The 22,946-nt window shown below is 61.1% G+C and carries 15 protein-coding genes; 5 read left to right on the top strand and 10 right to left on the bottom strand.

Going from position 1 to position 22,946, the window contains the following annotated elements; all coding sequences use genetic code 11:
• Window positions 1-65: 65 nt before the first annotated feature.
• From purT to F2S13_RS08775, 4 genes are all read right to left on the bottom strand, one after another.
• Window positions 66-1,247, bottom strand: a complete 1,182-nt coding sequence (gene purT, locus F2S13_RS08760; RefSeq protein WP_166360074.1) for a formate-dependent phosphoribosylglycinamide formyltransferase — start codon at window positions 1,245-1,247, stop codon at window positions 66-68.
• 80 nt (window positions 1,248-1,327) lie between these two features.
• Window positions 1,328-1,543: a DUF1289 domain-containing protein gene (locus F2S13_RS08765; RefSeq protein ID WP_166360180.1), complete on the bottom strand. Its 216-nt coding sequence runs from the start codon at window positions 1,541-1,543 to the stop codon at window positions 1,328-1,330.
• A complete protein-coding gene (locus F2S13_RS08770) occupies window positions 1,540-2,064 on the bottom strand; it encodes a gamma carbonic anhydrase family protein (RefSeq protein WP_166360075.1) in 525 nt (174 codons plus the stop codon). Before F2S13_RS08770 ends, F2S13_RS08765 begins: the two co-directional genes overlap by 4 nt.
• Window positions 2,065-2,107: 43 nt before the next feature.
• Window positions 2,108-2,713 (bottom strand): CoA pyrophosphatase, encoded by a 606-nt coding sequence (locus F2S13_RS08775; RefSeq protein WP_166360076.1) that lies wholly within the window; start codon window positions 2,711-2,713, stop codon window positions 2,108-2,110.
• Between the two features lie 132 nt (window positions 2,714-2,845).
• On the opposite strand from F2S13_RS08775, the gene F2S13_RS08780 reads away from it, so the two are divergent.
• The 4 genes from F2S13_RS08780 (at window position 2,846) to F2S13_RS08795 (ending at window position 10,523) form a co-directional block, all read left to right on the top strand.
• Complete coding sequence (locus F2S13_RS08780) at window positions 2,846-3,400, top strand: NUDIX hydrolase (protein WP_166360077.1); 555 nt, start codon at window positions 2,846-2,848, stop codon at window positions 3,398-3,400.
• 64 nt (window positions 3,401-3,464) lie between these two features.
• Complete coding sequence (locus F2S13_RS08785; protein WP_166360078.1) at window positions 3,465-3,986, top strand: L,D-transpeptidase family protein; 522 nt, start codon at window positions 3,465-3,467, stop codon at window positions 3,984-3,986.
• A gap of 242 nt (window positions 3,987-4,228) precedes the next feature.
• The gene (locus F2S13_RS08790; protein WP_166360079.1) at window positions 4,229-5,911 is read left to right on the top strand and encodes a ShlB/FhaC/HecB family hemolysin secretion/activation protein; all 1,683 of its coding nucleotides are present in this window, start codon (window positions 4,229-4,231) and stop codon (window positions 5,909-5,911) included.
• A gap of 22 nt (window positions 5,912-5,933) precedes the next feature.
• A complete protein-coding gene (locus F2S13_RS08795) occupies window positions 5,934-10,523 on the top strand; it encodes a hemagglutinin repeat-containing protein (RefSeq protein WP_166360080.1) in 4,590 nt (1,529 codons plus the stop codon).
• 5 nt (window positions 10,524-10,528) lie between these two features.
• Here F2S13_RS08795 and F2S13_RS08800 read toward each other — a convergent pair whose 3' ends face one another.
• Both F2S13_RS08800 and purL read right to left on the bottom strand, forming a co-directional pair.
• Window positions 10,529-10,840, bottom strand: coding sequence for a YqfO family protein (locus F2S13_RS08800; protein WP_166360181.1), 312 nt, complete (start codon window positions 10,838-10,840; stop codon window positions 10,529-10,531).
• Between the two features lie 2 nt (window positions 10,841-10,842).
• Window positions 10,843-14,739: a phosphoribosylformylglycinamidine synthase gene (purL, locus tag F2S13_RS08805; protein WP_166360081.1), complete on the bottom strand. Its 3,897-nt coding sequence runs from the start codon at window positions 14,737-14,739 to the stop codon at window positions 10,843-10,845.
• A 287-nt stretch (window positions 14,740-15,026) separates the two neighbouring features.
• Here purL and mltF point away from each other — a divergent pair, with 287 nt between their 5' ends.
• Window positions 15,027-16,487: a membrane-bound lytic murein transglycosylase MltF gene (gene mltF, locus F2S13_RS08810; RefSeq protein ID WP_166360082.1), complete on the top strand. Its 1,461-nt coding sequence runs from the start codon at window positions 15,027-15,029 to the stop codon at window positions 16,485-16,487.
• A gap of 114 nt (window positions 16,488-16,601) precedes the next feature.
• Here the strand turns inward: mltF and tadA are convergent, their stop codons facing one another.
• The 4 genes from tadA to guaA all read right to left on the bottom strand — a co-directional run bounded on the left by tadA (window position 16,602) and on the right by guaA (window position 22,882).
• A complete protein-coding gene (tadA, locus tag F2S13_RS08815) occupies window positions 16,602-17,084 on the bottom strand; it encodes a tRNA adenosine(34) deaminase TadA (protein WP_166360083.1) in 483 nt (160 codons plus the stop codon).
• On the bottom strand, window positions 17,084-18,460 hold the full coding sequence (locus tag F2S13_RS08820; RefSeq protein WP_166360084.1) for a multicopper oxidase family protein: 1,377 nt from the start codon (window positions 18,458-18,460) through the stop codon (window positions 17,084-17,086). The genes tadA and F2S13_RS08820 overlap by 1 nt, the downstream gene beginning before the upstream one ends.
• Window positions 18,461-18,583: 123 nt before the next feature.
• Window positions 18,584-21,172, bottom strand: a complete 2,589-nt coding sequence (locus F2S13_RS08825; protein ID WP_166360085.1) for a membrane-targeted effector domain-containing toxin — start codon at window positions 21,170-21,172, stop codon at window positions 18,584-18,586.
• 132 nt (window positions 21,173-21,304) lie between these two features.
• Complete coding sequence (gene guaA / locus F2S13_RS08830) at window positions 21,305-22,882, bottom strand: glutamine-hydrolyzing GMP synthase (protein WP_166360086.1); 1,578 nt, start codon at window positions 22,880-22,882, stop codon at window positions 21,305-21,307.
• Window positions 22,883-22,946 lie beyond the last annotated feature (64 nt).

The raw sequence follows: 22,946 nt of genomic DNA on the forward strand, positions 1-22,946 counted from the left end.
GTTACCCCCCCTCGTTCCCACGCTCCGCGTGGGAACGAGGTACAGGGGGGAGATAAGGTGGTCGCTTACAGTTCGACCTTGACCGCCTGAGAAGCCCGAGTCGCCTTGGCCCGAGCCGCTTCAATCGACTCATCCCGCGCCAGGGCCACGCCCATGCGGCGCTGGCCGTTGACTTCCGGCTTGCCGAACAAGCGCAGCGCGGTATCAGGCTCGCTCAACGCAGCCCCCAGGTTGGCGAATGCGGTCTGTTGCGAATGCCCTTCGACCAGGATCACCGCCGACGCTGACGGCCCGAACTGACGGATCAGCGGAATCGGCAGGCCCAGGATAGCCCGTGCATGCAGGGCGAATTGCGACAGGTCCTGGGAGATCAATGTCACCAGACCGGTATCATGCGGACGCGGCGAAACTTCGCTGAACCAGACCTGATCACCCTTGATGAACAGCTCCACGCCAAACATGCCACGACCACCCAGGGCCTCGGTCACAGCCTTCGCTACACGCTCGGACTCGGCCAGCGCAACCGGGCTCATGGCCTGCGGCTGCCAGGATTCCTGATAATCGCCCTTCTCCTGACGATGGCCGACCGGCGCGCAGAAGGTGGTGCCGCCGACATGACGAACGGTCAGCAGGGTGATTTCGTAGTCGAAGTCTATGAACCCTTCGATGATGACTCGACCTTTACCGGCACGTCCGCCCTCCTGGGCATAGTCCCAGGCCTTCTGCACGTCATCGACGCTCTTGAGCAGGCTCTGGCCCTTGCCCGAGGAACTCATGACCGGCTTGACCACGCACGGGAAGCCCAGGTCTTCGACGGCCTTGCGGTAGTCTTCGAAGGTATCGGCGAAATGATAAGGCGAAGTCGGCAGGTCCAGCTCTTCGGCGGCCAGGCGACGAATGCCTTCGCGATTCATGGTCAACTGCGCCGCACGGGCAGTCGGAATCACGGTAAAGCCTTCGCTCTCCAGCTCCACCAGGGTCGCGGTGGCGATGGCTTCGATTTCCGGGACGATGAAATCCGGCTTCTCGGCCTCGATCACTGCACGCAGGGCATCGCCATCGAGCATGTTGATCACATGGCTGCGATGGGCGACCTGCATGGCCGGGGCATTGGCGTAACGGTCGACGGCAATCACTTCAACGCCCAGGCGCTGCAGTTCGATTACCACTTCCTTGCCCAACTCACCGCAACCACACAGCAATACGCGCGTCGCGGTCGGCGACAATGGAGTTCCGATACGGGTCATCTCAGGTCCTCAGGGGAGCGGTTCGAGGGCTGCACCCGTTCGGAGCAGCCCCGCTGAAAAGCGACCATTTTACATGAAGATCAGACCCGTGGTGGCGAGCCAACGTCCCAAAGCAGGCCGCTGGCGCGCGCCCGCTCGTTGCAAAGGCGCAGCACCTGGCGCCGCTCGGTATTGTCCATGCGGCTCCAGCGGGTGATTTCTTCGCACGTACGCTGGCAGCCGACACAGATATCGTCATCGTCCAGTGCACACACGCTGATGCACGGAGAAGGCACTGGCCGTTCGGTGCTCATCAGTCTTCCTGCGGCGCGAGTTCGCGCGCATAACGCTGGGCGTTGTGCACATAATGAGCCGCGCTGGCTTCGAGCATTTTCTTCTGCGCCTCGGTCAGTTCGCGCACGACCTTGCCGGGCGACCCCATGACCAGCGACCCGTCGGGAATTTCCTTACCCTCGCCGATCAGCGCATTGGCGCCAATGATGCAATGCTTGCCGATCCGCGCACCATTGAGAATGACGGCATTGATACCGATCAGGCTGTAGTCGCCCACGGTGCAGCCATGCAGCATGGCGTTATGGCCGATGGTCACGCCTTTGCCGAGGGTCAGCGGCCAACCCATGTCGGTGTGCATCACGGTACCGTCCTGGACATTGCTGTCCGGGCCGATGTCGATCAACTCATTGTCACCACGCAGCACGGCGCCGAACCAGACGCTGGCGCCGGCCTGCAGGCGCACCTTGCCAATCAGGGTGGCAGTGGGCGCAGCCCAGCTGTCGGGATGGGTTTCGACCCGAGAGTCGCCCAGACGGTACTTCATGCGTGATTCCTCAACGTTCAGGCAGTGGCGGCCGCTAAGCAGCTCAAGTATTGATGAAGCGTTCGGGGGGTTGATGCAGACGAATGTCGGCATCGTAAAGCAGATTGACCAATTCGACGATCATGATCGCCGACAATCCCCAGATCTTGTAATCGCCGTAACGATAGCTGGGCACGTACCAACTGCGCCCCTGATAGTCGATACGGTGGGTATGCTCACGCGGGTCCTGGCGGAAAAATTCCAGCGGCACCGTGAACACCGCGGCGATCTCGGCATCGTTGGCCCGGTATTGGACGAAATCGGGAATCAACCCGACAAAAGGCGTGACCTTCAGCCCATGCAGGGAAATCAGCGGACTCAAGGGACCAATGATTTCCACCAGCCCAGGCGCCAGGCCGATTTCCTCCTCGGCTTCACGCAGCGCGGTATAGACCAGGTCGGGGTCTTCAGGGTCGCGTCGGCCACCAGGAAATGCGACTTCGCCACCATGGGTCGATAGCCCCTTGGCGCGCAAGGTCAGGACGAGTTCGGGTTCTTCGCTGCGGGTTATCGGCAATAACACGGCGGCTTCGGGAAACCGCTCATCGGTTTCCGTCTCCAGGGTGCGCGGCGTATGACTGCCTACACGGCGAAGTAGCTCATCCAGCATGGTTTCTCTCGATTCAAAGCCTACCCCGCATCATGCACCAAAGCAGCGTACTGCCCAACCCCCTGTGTCAATCCAGCTTGCCGGCCAGTGACCACACGCGCCAAGATAGGCACAGCCATCAGGAATCCAAGCATGAAATTCTGCAGCCAGTGCGGTAACCCGGTGATCCAGTGCATCCCCGAGGGCGACAATCGCCTGCGGTATGTCTGCAACCATTGCACCCTCGTTCACTACCAGAACCCCAACATCGTTGCCGGCTGCCTGCCGGTATGGGGCGACAAGGTGCTATTGTGTCGCCGCGCCATCGAACCCAGGCGCGGTTACTGGACCCTGCCTGCCGGTTTCATGGAGAATGGCGAAACCCTCGAACAGGCGGCACGCCGGGAAACCGACGAAGAAGCGTGCGCTCGGCTGGGTGACATGAACCTGTACACGCTCTTCGACTTGCCGCACATCAATCAGGTGCATGTTTTCTTCCGCGCCGAGCTCGCCGACCTGGATTTCGCCATTGGTGTGGAAAGCCTGGAAGTGAAACTCTTCGATGAAAGCGATATTCCCTGGTCGGAGCTGGCTTTCCGGACGGTGGGACGTACCTTAGAATGTTACTTCAGCGACCGGCGCGAACAGCACTACCCGGTTCGCAACGAAGCTTTGCCGCCACTGCTCGCACAGTTGCCAAAGGTCTGAATTCAACTTTTAACCCATGGCACCGGCGCAAGCAGCGTGCATCACCTTCAGGGAAATTGTTTCAATGCGTTGGTTGCTTGCTTTTTTCTGCCTCATTATCGCCTCGACGGCTTCGGCGTCTTACACCGAGACCATCGTGACCAAATCCGTCACTACGCAACCCTTCATCGAAAAGGTGCTGGTGCTCAAATCCAGCCGCCAGCTGCAATTGATCAGCAATGGCAAACCCCTCAAGAGCTATCGCATCTCCCTGGGCAAGCGTCCAACGGGCCCCAAGATGTATGAAGGCGACAAACGCACGCCCGAAGGTCTCTACTGGATTGACTGGCGCAAGGAAAGCGACCGTTTCAACCTGGCCATGCACATTTCCTACCCGAACATCAGTGATTCGGTACGCGCCCGCCGCGATGGATTCGAGCCTGGCGGCATGATCATGATCCACGGCACCCCGGATAGCGTCGAATTTCCGGAATCGGTCTTCCATACCCTGGACTGGACCGATGGCTGCATCGCCCTGACCAACGCCAACATGCGGGAAGTCTGGGAGATGGTCCAGGACGGCACGATGATCGAAATCCGTCCCTGACCCCTCTGCGACTCGCTCAAGAAAGGCGCCCCCCACCGGGCGCCTTTTTTTATGCCTGAACGGAAGTATCACGCCCACGCGCTTGACGCACCCCTCATCTTCTTAATCTTCGTCCCACTTGAGCCGAAGAAGCCTCCCAATTCATTCAAGCGACAAACTCAATAGGATCAATTCGAACGGATTGGTCCTTTTGTCAGGTCGCCAATCTCCCGATTGGCCGATCAATAAAAAGGGGCAGCACGATGCTGCGAACCTTCAAACCTTTTCCCCTCGCAGTGGCTGTGGGCCTGGCCCTGGCCAGCCCCGACGCCGCCTCCAACGACGCCCTGCGCCTGTACCAACAAGAGAGGCAACGCGAAGAAGCCGACCACCGGGCGCAACGTTTTCGGCAATTGCAGCGTAATCGCAGGGGTGCCGCGCCCACCTCGCCAGCGACTGCAACGACGGCACCCGGCACTGGAGCATTGTCTACTTGCCGAGATATTTCCGGCCTGCGCATTGGCGGCAACCAACAGATCCCACAAGCGGACATCATCCAGGCGCTGTCAAACCTGCCAAGCGGCTGCATGGATGATCACCAGGTCAACCGCCTGCTCAAGGCGATCACCGACCTGTACCTGCGCGAAGGCTATATCGGCGCTCGCCCCTACCTGGTGAGCCCCCTGGAGGACGGCGCAAGCCTGGACATCCTGATCGTCGAAGGCTTTGTCGAATCCATCGAGCTAGGCGACCCCGAGCTGCCGCTTTCCCTTGCCAGTGCATTCCCCGACATGCTCGGCCGCCCCCTCTTGCTGCGTGACCTGGAGCAAGGCCTGGACCAGTTGAACCGGTTGCGCGCCTTCGACCTGACCGCAGACATCGAGCCCGGCCAGTTCGGCGGCGGCTCACGCATCGTCATCCGCCCAAACAGCCGTCCGCCACGCTGGGGCCTGGGCGCCACGCTCGACAATCGCGGCGGCCTGCAAACCGGGCGCAACCGCAGCGGCATCAGCCTGAGTCTGGACAGCCCCCTGCAACTCAATGACTACCTTCGCGTTACCGCCAGCCATACCCTTGCCCAAGGCCCAGCCTTCAGCCGTAGCGTCGGGCTGCAATACAGCATTCCTTATGGTCCCTGGACATTCAGCCTCAGCACCAACCGTCTGGAATACGCCAACCCCTTGCCCGGTACCTCGTTCCAGGTCACCGGCACAAGCACCTACCATGGCCTGAGCCTGGAGCGGTCACTGTGGCGCGATCAGCGGACCTTGCTCAGCGCCAGCACCAGCCTCAACCGCAAAAGCCTCGACAGTTTCTTCTTCAACTACCGGATACCTCTGCAAAGCCCGACCCTGCTGGTCGCGCAAACCGGCCTGAACCTGATCTGGATCAACGACGGCATCTGGAGCGCCTACCTGGGCTACGCCCAGGGCCTGAACGGCGCGGGCGCCGATACCCGCCTGGCACAACCTGACGCGCCCGACCCGCAGTTTCGCAAATACCTGGGCAACCTCGGCTACACCCGCCAAGGCCTGCTGCTGGCGATCCCCTGGCGCTGGAACAGCGAACTGAACCTGCAATACAGCCAGGACAGGCTACCGCCGATCGAGCAGCTATTGCTCACCGATGATTCCGCCGTGCGCGGATGGCGCCAGAGCAGCCTTGCCAGCAGCAGCGCCGCCGTTCTTCGCAACACCCTGAGCCTGACGGTCAGGCTCGATCAGCAATTGCAAGTCACACCACACCTGGGCGTTGACCTGGCCTGGGCCAAAGCCACGACGCAAACGCCGGAGCGACAGCTGTCCGGTGCCCATGCAGGAGTAGATCTGGGCTGGGTAGGAGGCCAGCTCGAACTCGATTACCAGAAAAGCCTGAATGAAACCAGCAAACAGCCCGTCAGCCACGAGCCTGGCTATTGGCTGATCAGCCTGTCGCTGAACATCTGACCTAAATAAAAAGTGAACAAAAATGAAACCCGACAAAAACGATGCGTTACGGCCCCGGCCCGATACGCTGCGCTGGGTCATCTCCAGCATTCTCCTGGCACCCTGCCTGCCCTCCGTAGCCGATGGCTTGCAACCAGCCGCCGGGCCCGGTGGTACCCCACTCATCAGCCAGAACCATGGTGTCCCGGTCATCGATATCGTGGCCCCCAATGGCCAGGGTCTTTCCCATAATCAGTTTCTGGACTACAACGTTGCCACGCCGGGCGCCGTTCTCAACAACGCGCTGCAGGGGGGGCAGTCCGCCCTGGCCGGTGTACTCGCGGCCAACCCGCAATTCCGTGGCCAGGCCGCCAGTGTCATCCTCAATGAAGTCATCAGCCGCAATCCGTCGAGCATCAACGGCGCACAGGAAATATTCGGGCGGCCGGCGGACTATGTACTGGCCAACCCCAACGGTATCTCCGTCAATGGCGCCAGCTTCATCAACACCACCCGGGCCGGCTTCCTGGTCGGCACGCCAGAAATCGAAGATGGCCGGCTCAAACGCCTCAATACCCTGAACGCCCAAGGCTCGCTGCAGGTTCACGAAAAGGGCCTGGAAAATCGCGAAGGCGCCCTTGACCTGCTGGCGCCCCGAATCGATTCGCGCGGGCTGATCGTTGCCCAGGGCGACCTCAACCTCACCGCCGGGCGCAATCGGGTAAACCATGCCGATGGCCAGATTGTCGAAGTCGCCCCCGCCGCTTCTGCCGACCCGCGTATCGACGCGAGCCTCTTCGGTGCAATGCAAGCCGGCCGGATCAAGATTGTCAGCACCGCCAATGGCGCCGGGGTGAGACTGGGTGCGCCAGCAGTAGAAGCACGCCAGGGTTTGCAGATCAGCTCCGCAGGCAATCTCGAGATCGGTGAGCGCGACGCGTCGAAGGACCGTTCCAGACTGTCCGCGGGCCAGGGCGACATGCACCTGGACGCGCTGGGTAATATCACCCTGACCGCGGTCAATGCCAGTGGTCGCGATATCAACGCCAAGGCTGGCAAGGACCTGGTACTCGATGCCTTGACCCGGGAAAAACTCAGCCGCTCCAACACAGAGTGGAGCAAAAGCTTCTGGTTCATCACCACCGAAACCTACTCCAGGACTGTGGAGACATCGGACAAGTCGCAAATCGGTACGCAGCTCGATGCCAGCAGGCACATCTCCCTTCAAGCCGGTAACGATGCACGGCTGGCTGCCGCCAGGGTAAAAGCCGGGGACACATTGAACCTCACGGCCGGCAACGACCTGATGATCACAGCCGGCATCGATCGCAAGGTCGAGCGCGAATCCATACGCCACCGCAAGCACCTCTGGCGCGGTGACAGCGACAGCAGCTCAGTGACCGAATCCGCAGTCCCCAGCCAACTATCTGGTCGCACCCTGAATCTGCAAAGCGGTGCCAGGACAGATATTCGTGGCAGCTCGGTGCGCAGTGAAGGTGATGTGAACATCAAGGCAAGAACGGTCGCGATCGATACGATCAGTCTCGATGAATCGAGTGAAAAAAAGGACTACAGCGGCGACCTCGTTTCCGGCTCGTTTTTCGGCAACCGCGGCGAGAACAGCCGGATCAGGCTCAACCGCAACGGCAGTGAGGTGCTCGCCAAGGGAGACCTGTCGATCATCTCCGATGATGTGCGAATCACTGGCAGCCGTGTGATGGGTGAAGGACAGTCGCGGGTCATCAGCGAAAAAGGCGCCCTGATCATTGAAAACGCCCAGACGGACTTCAAGACCAACGAGTCCACCCATGACAGCAAGGTCTTCGGCCTGATCAGCCAGCGCACCTCGACGCAAGCCCGGTCGTCCACGGTCCTTTCCAGCGACATCGGTTCAGAGACCAACCTGCGCCTGGCCAGTGCGCAAGAGCTGCGTGTCATCGGCTCCAACATTACCGCCAAAGAGCACCTGGCCGTTCAAGCCGCAGGCGACATAAACATCATTGGGGCCACAGACACGCTTTCATCGGACACCCGCGAAAGCAGCCGATCCTTTACCGCGCAAGCCAAACAGACCAAAGATGCCCTCGATGGCAAGCCTGACTCTCGCCAGTTCGTCGCCTCGGTCGGCTACGAGGTACGCGAGCAGCAGACCCTTGAAGACCGCTCAACGATTATCGGCAGCACCCTCAAGGGTGGCGAGGTGAAGATCGACTCGGGCAAGAACCTCATCGTTGAGAGTTCCACCATCGAGTCCACCGTCGATGATGTGCAGATTGCCGGCGAATCGGTGAAATTGCTCGCCGGTCGCGACAGGATACGCAGCGAAAAAACCGACACCCGATCCGGCGGTGGTCTCGCCTTGACCGGAGGTATCGACCGCGTCGGCAGTGCCTTCGAGGGCTATCAACAGGCCCGGCATAGCATTGACGAACAGAGCACACCTGTAAGCACCCTGATCGATTCCAGCGGCAAGCTGACAATCACAGCAGATGCTGGCAACGGTCACATCGAAACAGAAGCGGCCAAATTGCGCGCCAAAGGGCCCACTCGGATCGTGGCCGGCAGCATGGACAATCGCGAAGCATCAGCCACCCGCGAACAAATCGTCGAAGAAACGAACTGGAAAGGCAACCTCGGCGCCAGCATCGAATACAAGGACCTGACGCGCCCCATCGAGCGGCTCGTCAATGGCGAAGAAGAAACCAAGTTCCAGCAGGCAGCCATCGAAGACGCGTTCCTGCCGCCCAGCCTCGGCGCAGACCTTGAGATCAATCACCTGAACCGGGTCTCGAAAGAATCCACAAGCCAGGCCATCGTCAGCGAGTTCAGTTCAGCCACCCTGGAGACAAACATCGCCGGGCACTTGAGCGACAGTGGCACCCGTTATGAAGCCCGCGCGGGCACACTGCGGATCGACGCCAAAAGCCACGACATGAAAGCAGCGCACGATACCAGCAGCAGCGAACTGTCACGCCTGGAAGTCGATGGCAGTTTCCGTGTGTTTACCAACACAGGCAGTGACGTAAACGCCCGCCTGGCTGCTACCGGCGGTTCCATCGAACGCACCAGCGAAACCAGTACGGCGGTACCGGGCAGCCTCTATGGGCAAACCGGCATCCAGGTGCAACTGGGCAGTGACGGTATCTATGAAGGTACGCGTATCAACGGCGGGAGTGGACCGGTCTCGATTCAATCGGGAGGCACGCTGACCCTGGCCCAGGCCAACGATCGCCAAAGCAAAAGCGAAAACCTCTTCGACGGCAATGGCTGGGCGAAAGGCGGTAACAGCCCCGCTGCCGGCAAGAGCGCAGGCGCCAGCGTGTTGCTCAACAAACAGACGTCAGCCAGCGAGGATACCCAGGCACGGGTAGCGGAAATCGACAGCCAAGGTCCGGTACGCCTCGAGGGCAGCAAGGGTACCCGCCTCGAAGGCACACGCATCGGCTCTGCCGACAACAAGGTGCAAGGCATCGAACTCAGTACACTCGACAAAGTCGAGATCCTTGCCGCCGTCGACACCCATACGGCCGAGGGACAAAAGCTTGGCGGCGCGCTGCAAGTAAGCGCCAGTGCCAACAAAACGGCTGATTCGAGCAGCAAGGGCGGCGGCATTGGCGGTCATTTCCAGGCCGGTCGTACCCTTGAGCAGTCACGCACACTCAAAGGGGCAGCGTTCAACAGCCAGTCCGAACTTGCCGTCACCGCTGGCGGCACCCAGGAAAACGCCATCGACCTGGAAGGCCTGCTGGCGAACGCCACCCGCATCAAGCTCCAGACCAGCCAGGGCGGTATCCGCATTCAGGATGCCACCTCGACCGAGTTTCGCGACAACCTGGACTTGATGGCAGGCGTCGGCGTCAATAAAACGGTTGCCAGCGACGCCAGCAAGAGCACCTCTGGTCTCTATGCTCGGGCCAAGGTGGATATCGACAAACTCGACAGCACGACCCATGCAAACAGCCGATTGCGTGCCGATCAGGTGACGTTTGACAGCTTTCTCGATACCCGGCTCAGCGGCGTCGATATCGATGCCAGGCTTATCGATGGCAAGGTTGGCGGCGATCTGTTGGTCGAAAGCCGCCAGGATCAGGTCAGCGGCCTGAAGGTCAAGGTCGACGCCAAGCTGAGCAAGGAGAACAACCCGCAAGGACTGCTCAATGGCGTGAGCGCCTTTGCCGGGCCTGCCAGCGGCAAGTTCAAGGAAAAATTCGGCAAGGATATCCAGGGCCTGGATACCGACCGCACTGCAACGCTCAACGCCGAAATCGAGAAAATCGACAGAAATACCGTGGCCCAGGCTTCATCCCTGAGCGGCCGCAATGGCATCGACCTCAAGGTTGAAGGCAACACCCTGTTGACAGGCGCAACACTCAAATCCAGTAACGGCAAGGTGGCGCCGGGTTCCGGCAAGGTCGAGATGACCACGCTCGAAGGCTTCGATAGCCGAACCCAGGTCGGCATCAATGGCTCCAATTCCCCCGTGGATCTGGTCACTGGCGTCATGAATGCCTACAAGGGGACCGAAAGTGAAACCGACAAGGCCGACCGCAAGGTCGACCTCGGCGTGTTACGCACAGGCGGACACAACACTCGACAAGTCTTGCCGTCGAGCATTGAGCACGGAATAAACTGAGAGGATCAGATATCGAGCAAACGCCAGACTTCATAGGCTGGCGTTTCATACGGATGGCTCTGCTTGAGCGCCATCACCACCGCGGCGATCAGGCTGTCTTCGACAACCAGCTCAACCTTCCACTCTTCGACCTGCTCGACCACGCCAGTCTGCCCGAGAAATGGCTGGCTGCCATCCAACGGGCGGAACTGGCCCTGGCCGAGCGTCTGCCACGAACAGCAGTCATAGTTGCCGATTCGCCCCCCTCCGGCGGCGAATACGGCACTTTTGACAGCCTCGACATGACTTGGCGGCACGAAGAAGCTGAGCTTGTACACCCTTAGTTGACCCACGCACGGGCGTTACGGAACATGCGCATCCACGCCGCATCTTCGTTCCAGTCGTCCGGACGCCAGGAGTTCTGCACGGCACGGAACACACGCTCAGGGTGCGGCATCATGATGGTGACGCGACCGTCGCGGCTGGTCAGGCCGGTGATTCCGCGTGGCGAACCGTTCGGGTTGGCCGGGTAGGTCTCGGTGACCTTGCCGTGGTTGTCGACGAAACGCAGGGCCACGCAACCGGACAGATCGGCTTCGAGCAATGCTTCTTCGCTTGCGAACTCGGCATGACCTTCACCGTGAGCGATGGCGATCGGCATGCGCGAACCGGCCATGCCCTGCAGGAAGATCGAGTTGGACTCCTGCACCTGGACCATCGCCACCCGCGCTTCGAACTGCTCGGAGCGGTTGCGCACGAAGTGCGGCCAGAACTCGCTGCCCGGGATCAATTCGTGCAGGTTCGACATCATCTGGCAACCGTTGCACACACCCAGGGCGAAGCTGTCGGTGCGCTCGAAGAACGCCTGGAAAGCGTCGCGGGCGCGGCTGTTGAACAGTGCCGACTTGGCCCAGCCTTCACCGGCGCCCAGTACGTCGCCGTAGGAGAAGCCGCCGCAGGCGACCATGCCCTTGAAGTCGTTCAGATCGACGCGACCGGCAAGGATATCGCTCATGTGCACGTCGATGGCGTTGAAGCCGGCGCGGTCGAACGCCGCAGCCATTTCCACCTGACCATTGACGCCCTGCTCACGCAGCACGGCAACCTGTGGGCGAATGCCTTTCTTGATGTAAGGCGCGGCGATGTCCTGGTTGACGTCGAAGCTCAGCTTGACGCTCAGGCCCGGGTTGTCTTCTTCCAGCAGGACATCGAATTCCTGCTCGGCGCAGTCGGCGTTGTCGCGCAGACGCTGGATCTGGTAGCTGGTTTCAGCCCACTGACGCTGCAGCAGACGACGCTGGCCTTCGAATACGGTTTCGCCGTTGAAGGAGATGCTCACTTCGCCGTTGTTGATCGGCTGACCGATCACCGATACGCAGTCACCCAGGCCAGCGGCGCTGAACTGTGCGAGTACATCGGGCGTTGCGTCCTGACGAACCTGGATCACTGCGCCCAGCTCTTCGTTGAACAGGATCGCAGCGATATCAGCCGAAGTGTCGGCCAAAGCATCGAGGTTCAGGTTCAGACCGCAATGACCGGCAAAGGCCATTTCCACGACACTGGTCAGCAGACCACCGTCGGAACGGTCGTGATAGGCCAGCAGGTGACCGTCAGCGTTCAGGCCCTGGATCACCGCGAAGAAGGCTTTCAGGTCTTCGGCGTCATCGACGTCCGGAGCCTGCTTGCCGAGCTTGCCGTGAACCTGTGCCAGGATCGAGGCGCCCATGCGGTTCTGACCACGGCCCAGGTCGATCAGGATCAGATCGGTGGTGCCCTTGTCCATGCGCAGTTGCGGGGTCAGGGTCTGACGGATATCAGCCACTGGCGCAAAGCCGGTGACGATCAGCGACAGCGGCGAGGTCACGCTCTTGTCGACGCCCTCATCCTTCCAGCGCGTGGCCATGGACATGGAGTCCTTGCCCACCGGGATGGTAATGCCCAGCTCAGGGCACAGTTCCATGCCGACAGCCTTGACCGTGTCGTACAGGCGGGCATCTTCACCCGGGTGACCGGCAGCCGACATCCAGTTGGCCGACAGTTTGATGTCGGAAATCTTCGCGATGCGCGAGGCGGCGATGTTGGTCAGGGTTTCGCCGATGGCCATGCGACCGGACGCCGGAGCATCCAGCAGTGCCAGCGGAGTGCGCTCACCCATGGCCATGGCTTCGCCGGTGTACACGTCGAAGCTGGTCGCGGTCACGGCAACGTCGGCTACCGGGACCTGCCACGGGCCAACCATCTGGTCGCGGGCAACCAGACCGGTAATGGTGCGGTCGCCGATGGTGATCAGGAAGCTCTTGCTGGCCACCGCCGGGTGGTGCAAGACGCGCTCGATGGATTCGCTGATGTCCAGGCCGCTCGGGTCGAAGTCATCGCCAAGTTCCGCTTCACGCACAGCCGAACGGTGCATGCGCGGGGCCTTGCCCAGCAGCACTTCCAGCGGCATGTCCACCGGGCTGTTGCCGAAGTGGCTGTCGGTGACGGTCAGCTGCGGTTCGGCAGTCGCTTCACCGACCACTGCGAACGGGCAACGCTCGCGCTCGCAGATGGCCTGGAAGCGCTCGAAATCGGCGGCATCGACGGCCAGGACGTAACGCTCCTGGGACTCGTTGCTCCAGATTTCCAGCGGCGCCATGCCTGGCTCGTCGTTGGGCACGTTACGCAATTCGAAGCGACCGCCACGGCCGCCATCGTTGACCAGTTCCGGGAAGGCGTTGGACAGACCGCCCGCACCCACGTCGTGGATGAAGCTGATCGGGTTCTTGTCACCCAGCTGCCAGCAGCGGTCGATCACTTCCTGGCAACGGCGCTCCATTTCCGGGTTTTCGCGCTGTACCGAGGCGAAATCCAGGTCCGCGGAGCTGGTGCCGGTGGCCATCGACGAAGCGGCACCGCCGCCCAGACCGATGAGCATGGCCGGGCCGCCGAGTACGATCAGCTTGGAGCCGACGGTGATTTCACCCTTCTGCACGTGATCGGCGCGGATGTTGCCCATGCCGCCGGCGAGCATGATCGGCTTGTGGTAGCCGCGCACTTCGTCGCCGTGCGGGGTGCTGATCGATTGCTCGAAAGTACGGAAGTAACCGGTCAGGGCCGGACGGCCGAATTCGTTGTTGAACGCAGCGCCACCCAGTGGGCCGTCGATCATGATGTCCAGCGCGGTAACGATGCGCTCGGGCTTGCCGTACGGCACTTCCCAGGGCTGTTCGAAACCGGGGATCTGCAGGTTGGACACGGTGAAACCGGTCAGGCCCGCCTTCGGCTTGGCGCCACGGCCGGTTGCACCTTCGTCGCGAATCTCGCCACCGGAACCGGTGGATGCACCCGGGAACGGGGCAATCGCGGTCGGGTGGTTGTGGGTCTCGACCTTCATCAGGATGTGCACCGGCTCCTGCACCGCGCCGTACTGGCGGGTTTCAGGGTTCGGGTAGAAGCGACCGGCGACCGAGCCGACGATGACCGCTGCGTTGTCCTTGTACGCCGAGAGAACGCCTTCGTTGTGCATCTGGAAGGTGTTCTTGATCATGCCGAACAGGCTTTTTTCCTGGCTCTGGCCGTCGATGTCCCAGCTGGCGTTGAAAATCTTGTGCCGGCAGTGCTCGGAGTTGGCCTGAGCGAACATCATCAGTTCGATGTCGTGCGGATTACGCTTGAGGCCGACGAAGGCGTTGACCAGGTAATCGATCTCGTCTTCGGCCAGGGCCAGGCCCAGTTCAGTGTTGGCCTTTTCCAGTGCGGCGCGGCCACCACCGAGAACGTCGATCGCCGTCAGGGGCTTCGGTTCGGCGTGGCTGAACAGGCCGGCAGCTTCTTCAAGCTTGTTCAATACGACCTGGGTCATGCGGTCGTGCAATACGTCGGCGATGATCGCCGCCTCGGCTTCGCTGAACTCGCCGCTGACATAGAACGCGATGCCGCGCTCCAGGCGCTGGATTTCGCTCAGGCCGCAATTATGGGCGATATCGCTGGCCTTGCTCGACCAGGGCGAAATGGTGCCGAAACGCGGCATGACCAGGAACAGGCGGCCAGTCGGTTCTTGAACCGGAACGCTTGGGCCGTACTTCAGAAGGCGGGCCAGCACCTGCTGTTGTTCAGCGGTCAGAACGCCGGAAACGTCGGCGAAGTGAGCAAATTCAGCATACAAGCCACTAACAGCGGGGACTTTCTGGCTCAGTTGCTCGAGTAATTTACCGTGGCGAAAGGCAGAAAGGGCAGGAGCGCCGCGCAGGATCAACATCGTCGGGACAGCCTCAGGAAGGGGGTGTGCTTAGAGGCCGTGCATTCTAGCCTAAACCGCGGGTTACGGCACCCGAAACGGCACGCGAAGCGCTGGCCGAACGTCGGCAGGCTGCATAAACGCCAAAAAAGCCTCTTCGCAGCACACCGTCACCCATACTTTTCAAGCTGCCGAGCCTCACCCTAGACAGGTTTCTTGCGACGTAGGCGATTTCCTACATCGCGCTAGCAGACAAGCCACCTGCTGTCGAGATATGGCGAGTGGGGTCCTTTGCGTATACTGCACCTATGTTTGCCCAGACTGCTTTGCGCCAGCGTTGCGCCAAATGGCTCATCGCAACCGGACTCTTCCTGCTGCTTGGTGCCTGTGTTGATAAACCCAGCACCCTCGAGCGAGTAAAGGAAGATGGCGTCCTGCGCGTCATAACCCGCAACAGCCCGGCCACCTACTTCGAGGATCGCAACGGCGAAACCGGCTTCGAATATGAGCTGGTCAAGCGCTTCGCCGATGACCTCGGGGTTGAACTGAAGATCGAAACCGCCGATAACCTCGATGATATTTTCGCCAGCCTCGGCCAGCCATCGGGCCCGGTGATCGCCGCCGCAGGCCTGGTCAGCAGCGAAAAGCGCAAGCTCGAAGCCCGCTTCTCCCATCCGTACCTTGAAGTCACCCCGCAAATCATCTATCGCAACGGCAAATCGCGGCCGACCGACGCCAAGGATCTGGTCGGCAAGCGCATCATGGTGCTCAAGGGCAGCTCCCACGCCGAACAGCTGGCAGAATTGAAAAAGCAATATCCGGCATTGCAATACGAAGAATCCGACGCAGTTGAAGTCGTTGACTTGCTGCGCATGGTGGATGAAGGGCAAATTGACCTGACCCTGGTCGACTCCAATGAAGTGGCCATGAACCAGGTCTACTTCCCGAACGTACGAGTCGCCTTCGACCTGGGCGATGCCCGGGACCAGCGCTGGGCCGTCGCCCTTGGGGACGACAACAGCCTGCTCAACGAGATCAACGACTTCATCGACAAGGTGCAGAAGAATGGCACCCTGCAACGCTTGAAAGATCGCTATTACGGCCATGTCGATGTGCTTGGTTATGTCGGCGCCTACACCTTTGCCCAACATCTGCAGCAGCGCCTGCCACGCTACGAGAAGCATTTTCGTACCTCGGCCAAGGACGAGCAGGTCGACTGGCGCCTGCTGGCGGCGATCGGTTACCAGGAATCCATGTGGCAACCCGCCGTCACGTCGAAGACGGGCGTGCGCGGGCTGATGATGCTGACCCAGCGCACCGCCGAGGCCATGGGCGTGTCGAACCGGCTCGATCCCCAGCAGAGCATCAAGGGCGGCGCCAAGTACTTCATGTACATGAAAAGCCAGCTGGACGACGACATCGAAGAGCCGGATCGCACCTGGTTTGCCCTGGCGGCCTACAACGTCGGCAGCGGCCACCTGGATGACGCGCGCAAGCTGGCCAAGCAGGAAGGCCTGAATCCGAACAAATGGCTGGACGTGAAGAAAATGCTGCCAAGGCTTTCGCAGAAGCAGTGGTACCGCAAGACACGCTACGGCTATGCCCGGGGTGGGGAACCGGTGCACTTCGTTGCCAACATTCGTCGTTACTACGACATTCTTACCTGGGTGACCCAGCCGCAGCTTGAAGGCAGCCAGGTGGCGGACAGCAATCTGCATGTGCCGGGTGTGGACAAGACCAAGCCTACGGAACAGGCTCCGCAGTTGTAACAGGCCTTGCGACCGCTCTGCGGTCGATCGCTGGCAAGCCAGCTCCCACAGACCCCGAGTGTGCCGCAAACCTCTGTGGGAGCGGGCTTGCCCGCGATAAGGCCCAACGGGCCTTCAGGCTTTCGCCCGCCTGGCCTTGAAAAACTCACTCAAGATCGTCCCACATTCCTCCGCCAGCACCCCACCCTCCACCAGCACCCGATGGTTGAGAAAGCCCTGGGTAAAGAACTGCCCCTGGCTCTGAACCACCCCGGCCTTGGGCTCCAACGCACCATAAACCACCCGGGTGATGCGCGAATGCACGATCAACCCGGCGCACATGCTGCAAGGTTCCAGCGTCACATACAGCGTGCTGCCAGGCAGGCGATAGTTGCAGGCTGCCTGGGCAGCGGCACGTATGGCAACCATTTCGGCATGGGCGCTGGGATCACTGCCACTGATAGGGCAGTTGAAACCACGCCCGATGATTTCACCGTGTTGTACGAGTACCGCGCCTACCGGGACCTCACCCATGGCCGCCCCTTGGGCAGCCAGCGCCAGCGCTTCGCGCATGTAGTGCTGGTCCTTGCTGCGGTCAATGATCTGTGGCTGACGCATCAGGCTACCTCGATGGCCGCCATCAGGCCGGTTTCCATATGATCGATGACATGGCAATGGAACATCCATACGCCTGGATTATCAGCCACCAGCGCCACCTGGGCGCGCTCGTTCTTGCCTAGCAGGTAAGTGTCCGTGAAGTACGGCACGATCTTGCGCCGGTTGGAAGCGATGACCTTGAAACTCATGCCGTGCAAATGCACGGGATGCTGGTACTGGGTCATGTTCTTCAACTCGAAAATATAGCTCTTGCCCTTCTTCAACGTCGCGATAGGGCGATCGGCGCACGTCTTGTCGGTAATGTCCCAGGCCTTGCCATTGATTTGCCAGAGGCTCGGCGGCTTGCCGTTATCCGTGTCGACCGAAACCGACCCCACCCACTCGAAGTTGAAGTTGAGTTTTTCCGCATTGGCCAGATCCGGTTCGGCCACCGGGTTGGCCGGCAAGGCTGGCGGCCAGTCACCGGGCGCCTGTTCGCTCGCCACCGAGCGAAATGTGCCAAGCCGCACCGGGCCGTCGCGCAGGGCAATTTCTTCACCTGCCGGCGGCACCTTGATCGCCAGGCAGATACGCATGCCTGGACCGAGCCAGTAATCCTTGCCCATGGGCCGGGGCTCAACCGGATTGCCATCCAGCGCGTAAATGCGTGCTTCGGCATTGCCCCGCAGGTTGATGCGGTAGGTCAGCGTGTTGTCGAGGTTGAGCAGGCGCACCCGGACAATTTGCCCGGCTGGCAGATCGATTGTGGCGCCCGGCACGCCGTTGATACTCGAGAGCCGCCCGGCGGTACCACCGCGTGCCGCTTCACGAGGGATGCTGAACGGCACGAAGGCCCCCTGCTCATCCACATGCCAGCTCTTCAGGCTCAAGGTGCGCTCATGGAGAAACCCCGTCGGCTCGCGCTCTTCGACGATCAACGGCCCCACCAGTCCCCGGCCCAGTTCTTCGGAACTGTTCACATGGGGGTGATACCAGTAGCTGCCGGCATCCGGCACCCGGAACTTGTAATCGAAGTACTCGCCCGGCATGACCGGCAGCTGCGACACATACGGCACCCCGTCCATTTCCAGCGGCAGGCGGATGCCATGCCAATGAATGGTGGTTGGCACCGGCAGATGGTTGATAAAGCGCACCCGCAACCATTCACCCTGACGCACACGCAATTCGGTGCCAGGTGCAGACGGACCAAAAGCCCAGGCCTCGGTCTTGAAACCCGGTACCAACTCCACGTCCAGGGGCGCCGCGATCAACTCGTAGTCATGCCCGGCATTCGGATCGGGACGCCCCAGCCAATAGCGCGCCGCACCACCGGCCCCCAGACCGATCGCCACCAGGCCGGTCAGGCCACCGAGTATTTGTCGCCGGGTAAAGGACATGCAGCAGGCACCTCGTAATACATGGATCAACATGTCGGCCCCTGGACAGGTGCCGACAATGAGGGGCGAATACGATACACCTGCAATTGAGAAAGATTAAGTGAAGAGTTGCCGCACAGGCCACTAGGCCCTGGGCCGGATCACCCCCGGCGGTGCGGTGGCCGGATCGAGATGTTCTACCGGTTCGGCTCGCGTCCTCACTGCCAGACGCAGGTCCGCCTGGACGATACCGTCGGGCCTGCCCATGCTCGGTCGGTAGTACTCGCCTGGATCGAGCGTGATCCCGGTCTCCTGTCCAGGACCTGCATCGACGATGCGCAGGCCCGGCACATCTCGCAGCTCGGCGAGCCCTGCCACCCCCTTGTAGCGATTGACATGAGAGTCCCCGACCAGGGCGATCCATTTGTCATTGGGGCGGGCGGCCTGGCTTGCGCTCATGACCCGGTCGGCGTGGTAATTCATGACCTGTTGACGCAAGGTCCCTCCCGGCTCATTCAGACCGTCGAGTCGATAACTCGCCGCACAATCGAGCGCCTGCACCCGGATACCTTGAGCACGAGCCTTTCTTACCAGCTCAAGGTAGTTATAGGTGCCGCTCGGATCGGTTCTATGCCCCCTATCCAGCGCCCTCAGGTAGCGCTGCAGGTTGTTACTCATCCTGCCGCTGCTGGAAAATATATTCAGGTCAGCCTGATGCAGATCGCTCAGCAGATGCTCCAGGTAAAGCGTCCGTACGCCTTTTGCGTACAACGGCTTGAAGTTTTCCACCAGCCAGCGCTTGCTGGCGATCGCCTGATGCGACTCGCCAATGACCACCCCGGCATGCTCATCGAACATCTGTATGAAGGCACGCTGCGCCGGGGCACCTGCTTCAGGAACAGTCACATCGCGCGATGGCAACGGCGGCCGGCGCGCAAAAAACGCCCTGGCATCCTGACTCAAGTGCTCGCGCACGTTGTTCAGGCTATCGAGCACCTGCAACAGGTTTGAGTCCGGATCATAAAAGTCACCTGCCAATAACCGTCGGTTGGCACTACTCAACAGCTCTCGCACGGCAGAGCGGGCAGTCACGGGGACATCGTACTGCTGCGCCGGCACTTCGAAGGCCGAATAGTCCAGGGGCTCTGGCGGATCAAGGGGCAAGCCTCCCAGGCACTGCCCGCCCCCGCGCAGGCAGACGGACTCAAGCAGCTCCCACTCGCCCTCTTCGCCAAGACGAACTGGCACTGCGCCACTGAAGGCAAAGGGATTGTCCTCGGGGATAATCAGCCAACTTTTCAGTGCACCATCGAAGCGCACCCTATAGGTAGCGCCTTGCAGCTCGATGTACTGACCACCGTCGGCAAGGGTGAACACGCCCCTGGCGCTTCCCGACGTAGCTGGCGCGACGTCCAGCAGAATATTACTTTCGAGCTGCGCCAGCGGCTGCGCCGAGCTCTGCCCGAGCGGAGTGAGAAACGGCAGGTTCAGCAGCAATTCAATACCCGCAAGGATTGCCCCGAGCACGGAGTCGCGACGCTCTTGCAGGCTGTCACCATTGATCGCCTGTTCGATATTCAGCCCCAGGCTGGCGGCATTGACCGCCACGGCCAGCAGCGCCAGCGGCCAGCCCATGGGAGCCGCAGTGCCGAATAGCCTGGCTGCCACGCCAAGATACCCTACCCACAATTGCGCGCGCAGTTCGGCATTGGTGCGCAAGGCAGCGTCCGTCTCATAGACCATGCGCTGCCGCGCAGTGTCGCGCATCCAGGTAAAGGGATCGCCCTCGACCGGGCGGCGCTGCACCTGGGCGACGAAATCCGCGACGGGCCCCTTGGCCGAGTGATTCATCTGATCGCGCAGCGCTTTCAGGACCACGGGATCGCTGGAAAAATGCGCCAGCAACTGCTCAGTGCAAGACGCCACCTGCAACCAGCCGAACAATGTCTCGCCCACATCCCGCTCACTGGCAAAACCCTGAAACGACGGCACCGCCCCCGGCAGGTAGAGCACGTGCCCGCCACTTGCCCCCTGCAGCCAGAGCGCATCGGTGGACGCTCGCCCAGCCAGGCTCAAGGTGGCCACGGTGACATCTGCACGAGGCGGCTGGGTCCGTTCAAACTGCGCCGGGTCAAGCACACTGGCGCTGTCGAACCCGGCCGCATCGAACACCAGCTTCAGCTGCGCCTCGTCCAGTTGCCCGCTCAAGCCTGCCAACAGGGCTTCGGACAGGTAATTGAGCTTGGCCAGTGTTCGCACGTCGCCGCCGTGGTCGCGCCAGAACACCTCCAGCCTGCGCTGGTAGGTGGCACCGAAATCCAGCGCCCACAGCGCATTGAGGACGTGCTGAGGATCCAGTCGCACTTCATTGGTCTCATCGAACTTGCGGGCTTCGGCCCCCGCTGTGTAGAAGCCGCCGTACAAGGCCAGGAGATCGGCATTGTCCTGGTCGCTGGCGCGGAAACGGCGCATCACCAGCTCGGTCAGGGTCATGGATTGATCCGGGGTGCCGTAGTGCTCCCAGCCGGTAAAGGTTCTACTGCTACTGACCGCTCCCGAGAAGCGATGCCAGTAAATACGGTCCGGATTGCCTATCAGATTGCCCTGGGTCTTGAGCAACCGGGCTGCAGTATCACGGGCATCGGCGTGCAGATCCGGAAAGGCGCGGACCACGCGCTCTGCAATAGTGGACAGATCAGCGCGCAAGTCGGATGAAAAGGGACTGCTGTTCATGACGGTAACTTCCATTACAAAGGAAGCCTGACTGTGCAAGCCCCCTCACCCGCACTGGCGTTAGATAGTTACCGCGCAAAAAAAACCGCCATGCCCTTGTGGGGCATGGCGGTTCGGGACTCACCTAATGGATCATTCCCACTCGATGGTCGCTGGCGGCTTGCTCGAGACGTCGTAAGTGACGCGGGAGATGCCTTCGATCTCGTTGATGATCCGGCCGCTGACGGTTTCCAGCAGCTCGTACGGCAGGTGTGCCCAACGAGCGGTCATGAAGTCGATGGTTTCCACCGCACGCAGGGCCACGACCCAGGCGTAACGACGACCGTCACCGACCACACCTACCGATTTCACCGGCTGGAAGACCACGAAGGCCTGGCTGACCTTGTGGTACCAATCGGCCTTGCGCAGTTCTTCGATGAAGATGTGGTCGGCGCGACGCAGCAGGTCGGCGTATTCCTTCTTCACTTCACCGAGGATCCGCACACCCAGGCCCGGGCCCGGGAACGGGTGACGGTAGACCATGTCGTACGGCAGGCCGAGTTCCAGACCCAGGCGACGGACTTCGTCCTTGAACAGCTCGCGCAGGGGCTCGACCAGCTTGAGGTTCATTTCTTCCGGCAGGCCACCGACGTTGTGGTGCGACTTGATCACGTGGGCCTTGCCGCTCTTGGCGCCAGCCGACTCGATCACGTCCGGGTAGATGGTGCCCTGGGCCAGGTACTTGATGTTGTGCAGCTTGCTCGACTCGGCATCGAACACGTCGATGAAGGTACGGCCGATGATCTTGCGCTTCTTCTCCGGGTCGGCTTCGCCGGCCAGGTTGTTCAGGAACTGCTCTTCGGCGTTGGCGCGGATCACCTTGACGCCCATGTTCTCGGCGAACATGGCCATCACTTGCTCGCCTTCGTGCAGGCGCAGCAGGCCGTTGTCGACGAATACGCAGGTCAGTTGATCGCCGATGGCCTTGTGCAGCAGGGCTGCAACCACCGAAGAGTCAACGCCGCCGGACAGGCCCAGCAGAACGTTGTCGGTGCCGACCTGGGCGCGGATGTTGGCGATTGCGTCTTCGGCAATCTTCGACGGGGTCCACAGGGCTTCGCAGCCGCAGATGTCGAGGATGAAACGCGAGAGGATGCGACCGCCCTGTTTGGTGTGGGTCACTTCCGGGTGGAACTGCACGCCGTAGTAGGCACGCTCGTCGTTGAACATGCCTGCGATCGGGCAGCTCGGGGTGCTGGCCAGGATGTGGAAGTCTTCCGGCATCTTGGTGACCTTGTCACCGTGGCTCATCCACACGTCGAGGCCGAACAGGCCGTCGGCGTCGATATGGTCTTCGATGCCGTCGAGCAGGCGGCTCTTGCCGACCACGTCGACACGGGCATAACCGAACTCACGCAGCTCGGAGCCTTCAACCTTGCCACCCAGCTGTTCGGCCATGGTCTGCATGCCGTAGCAGATACCGAAGACCGGGACGCCGAGGTCAAACACGGCTTGCGGGCAGCGAGGGCTGTTGGCTTCATGCACGGACTCGGGGCCGCCGGCGAGGATGACGCCTTTCGGAGCGAATTCGCGAATCGCATCCTCGTCCATGTCGAACGGGTGCAGTTCGCAGTACACGCCGATCTCGCGCACGCGGCGGGCGATCAGCTGGGTGTACTGGGAACCGAAGTCGAGGATCAGGATACGGTGAGCGTGAATGTCGAGGGCCATGATTCAGTCTCGTCTAAGTAATTCAGAAACAGTCTTGATTCAGAAACAACTCGGGGCTGAATAA

The sequence above is a fragment of the Pseudomonas akapageensis genome (assembly GCF_011355085.1).
In the GTDB taxonomy this organism is placed as follows: Bacteria; Pseudomonadota; Gammaproteobacteria; order Pseudomonadales; family Pseudomonadaceae; genus Aquipseudomonas; species Aquipseudomonas akapageensis.

Excerpts from the sequence above, each read along its gene's own strand:
- F2S13_RS08825 (WP_166360085.1), bottom strand. The coding sequence starts at position 21,172 with ATGAACAGCAGTCCCTTTTCATCCGACTTGCGCGCTGATCTGTCCACT.
- F2S13_RS08780 (WP_166360077.1), top strand. The coding sequence starts at position 2,846 with ATGAAATTCTGCAGCCAGTGCGGTAACCCGGTGATCCAGTGCATCCCC.
- F2S13_RS08770 (WP_166360075.1), bottom strand. The coding sequence starts at position 2,064 with ATGAAGTACCGTCTGGGCGACTCTCGGGTCGAAACCCATCCCGACAGC.
- F2S13_RS08785 (WP_166360078.1), top strand. The coding sequence starts at position 3,465 with ATGCGTTGGTTGCTTGCTTTTTTCTGCCTCATTATCGCCTCGACGGCT.
- purL (WP_166360081.1), bottom strand. The coding sequence starts at position 14,739 with ATGTTGATCCTGCGCGGCGCTCCTGCCCTTTCTGCCTTTCGCCACGGT.
- F2S13_RS08775 (WP_166360076.1), bottom strand. The coding sequence starts at position 2,713 with ATGCTGGATGAGCTACTTCGCCGTGTAGGCAGTCATACGCCGCGCACC.
- tadA (WP_166360083.1), bottom strand. The coding sequence starts at position 17,084 with ATGCGTCAGCCACAGATCATTGACCGCAGCAAGGACCAGCACTACATG.
- F2S13_RS08820 (WP_166360084.1), bottom strand. The coding sequence starts at position 18,460 with ATGTCCTTTACCCGGCGACAAATACTCGGTGGCCTGACCGGCCTGGTG.
- F2S13_RS08790 (WP_166360079.1), top strand. The coding sequence starts at position 4,229 with ATGCTGCGAACCTTCAAACCTTTTCCCCTCGCAGTGGCTGTGGGCCTG.
- guaA (WP_166360086.1), bottom strand. The coding sequence starts at position 22,882 with ATGGCCCTCGACATTCACGCTCACCGTATCCTGATCCTCGACTTCGGT.
- F2S13_RS08795 (WP_166360080.1), top strand. The coding sequence starts at position 5,934 with ATGAAACCCGACAAAAACGATGCGTTACGGCCCCGGCCCGATACGCTG.
- mltF (WP_166360082.1), top strand. The coding sequence starts at position 15,027 with ATGTTTGCCCAGACTGCTTTGCGCCAGCGTTGCGCCAAATGGCTCATC.
- purT (WP_166360074.1), bottom strand. The coding sequence starts at position 1,247 with ATGACCCGTATCGGAACTCCATTGTCGCCGACCGCGACGCGCGTATTG.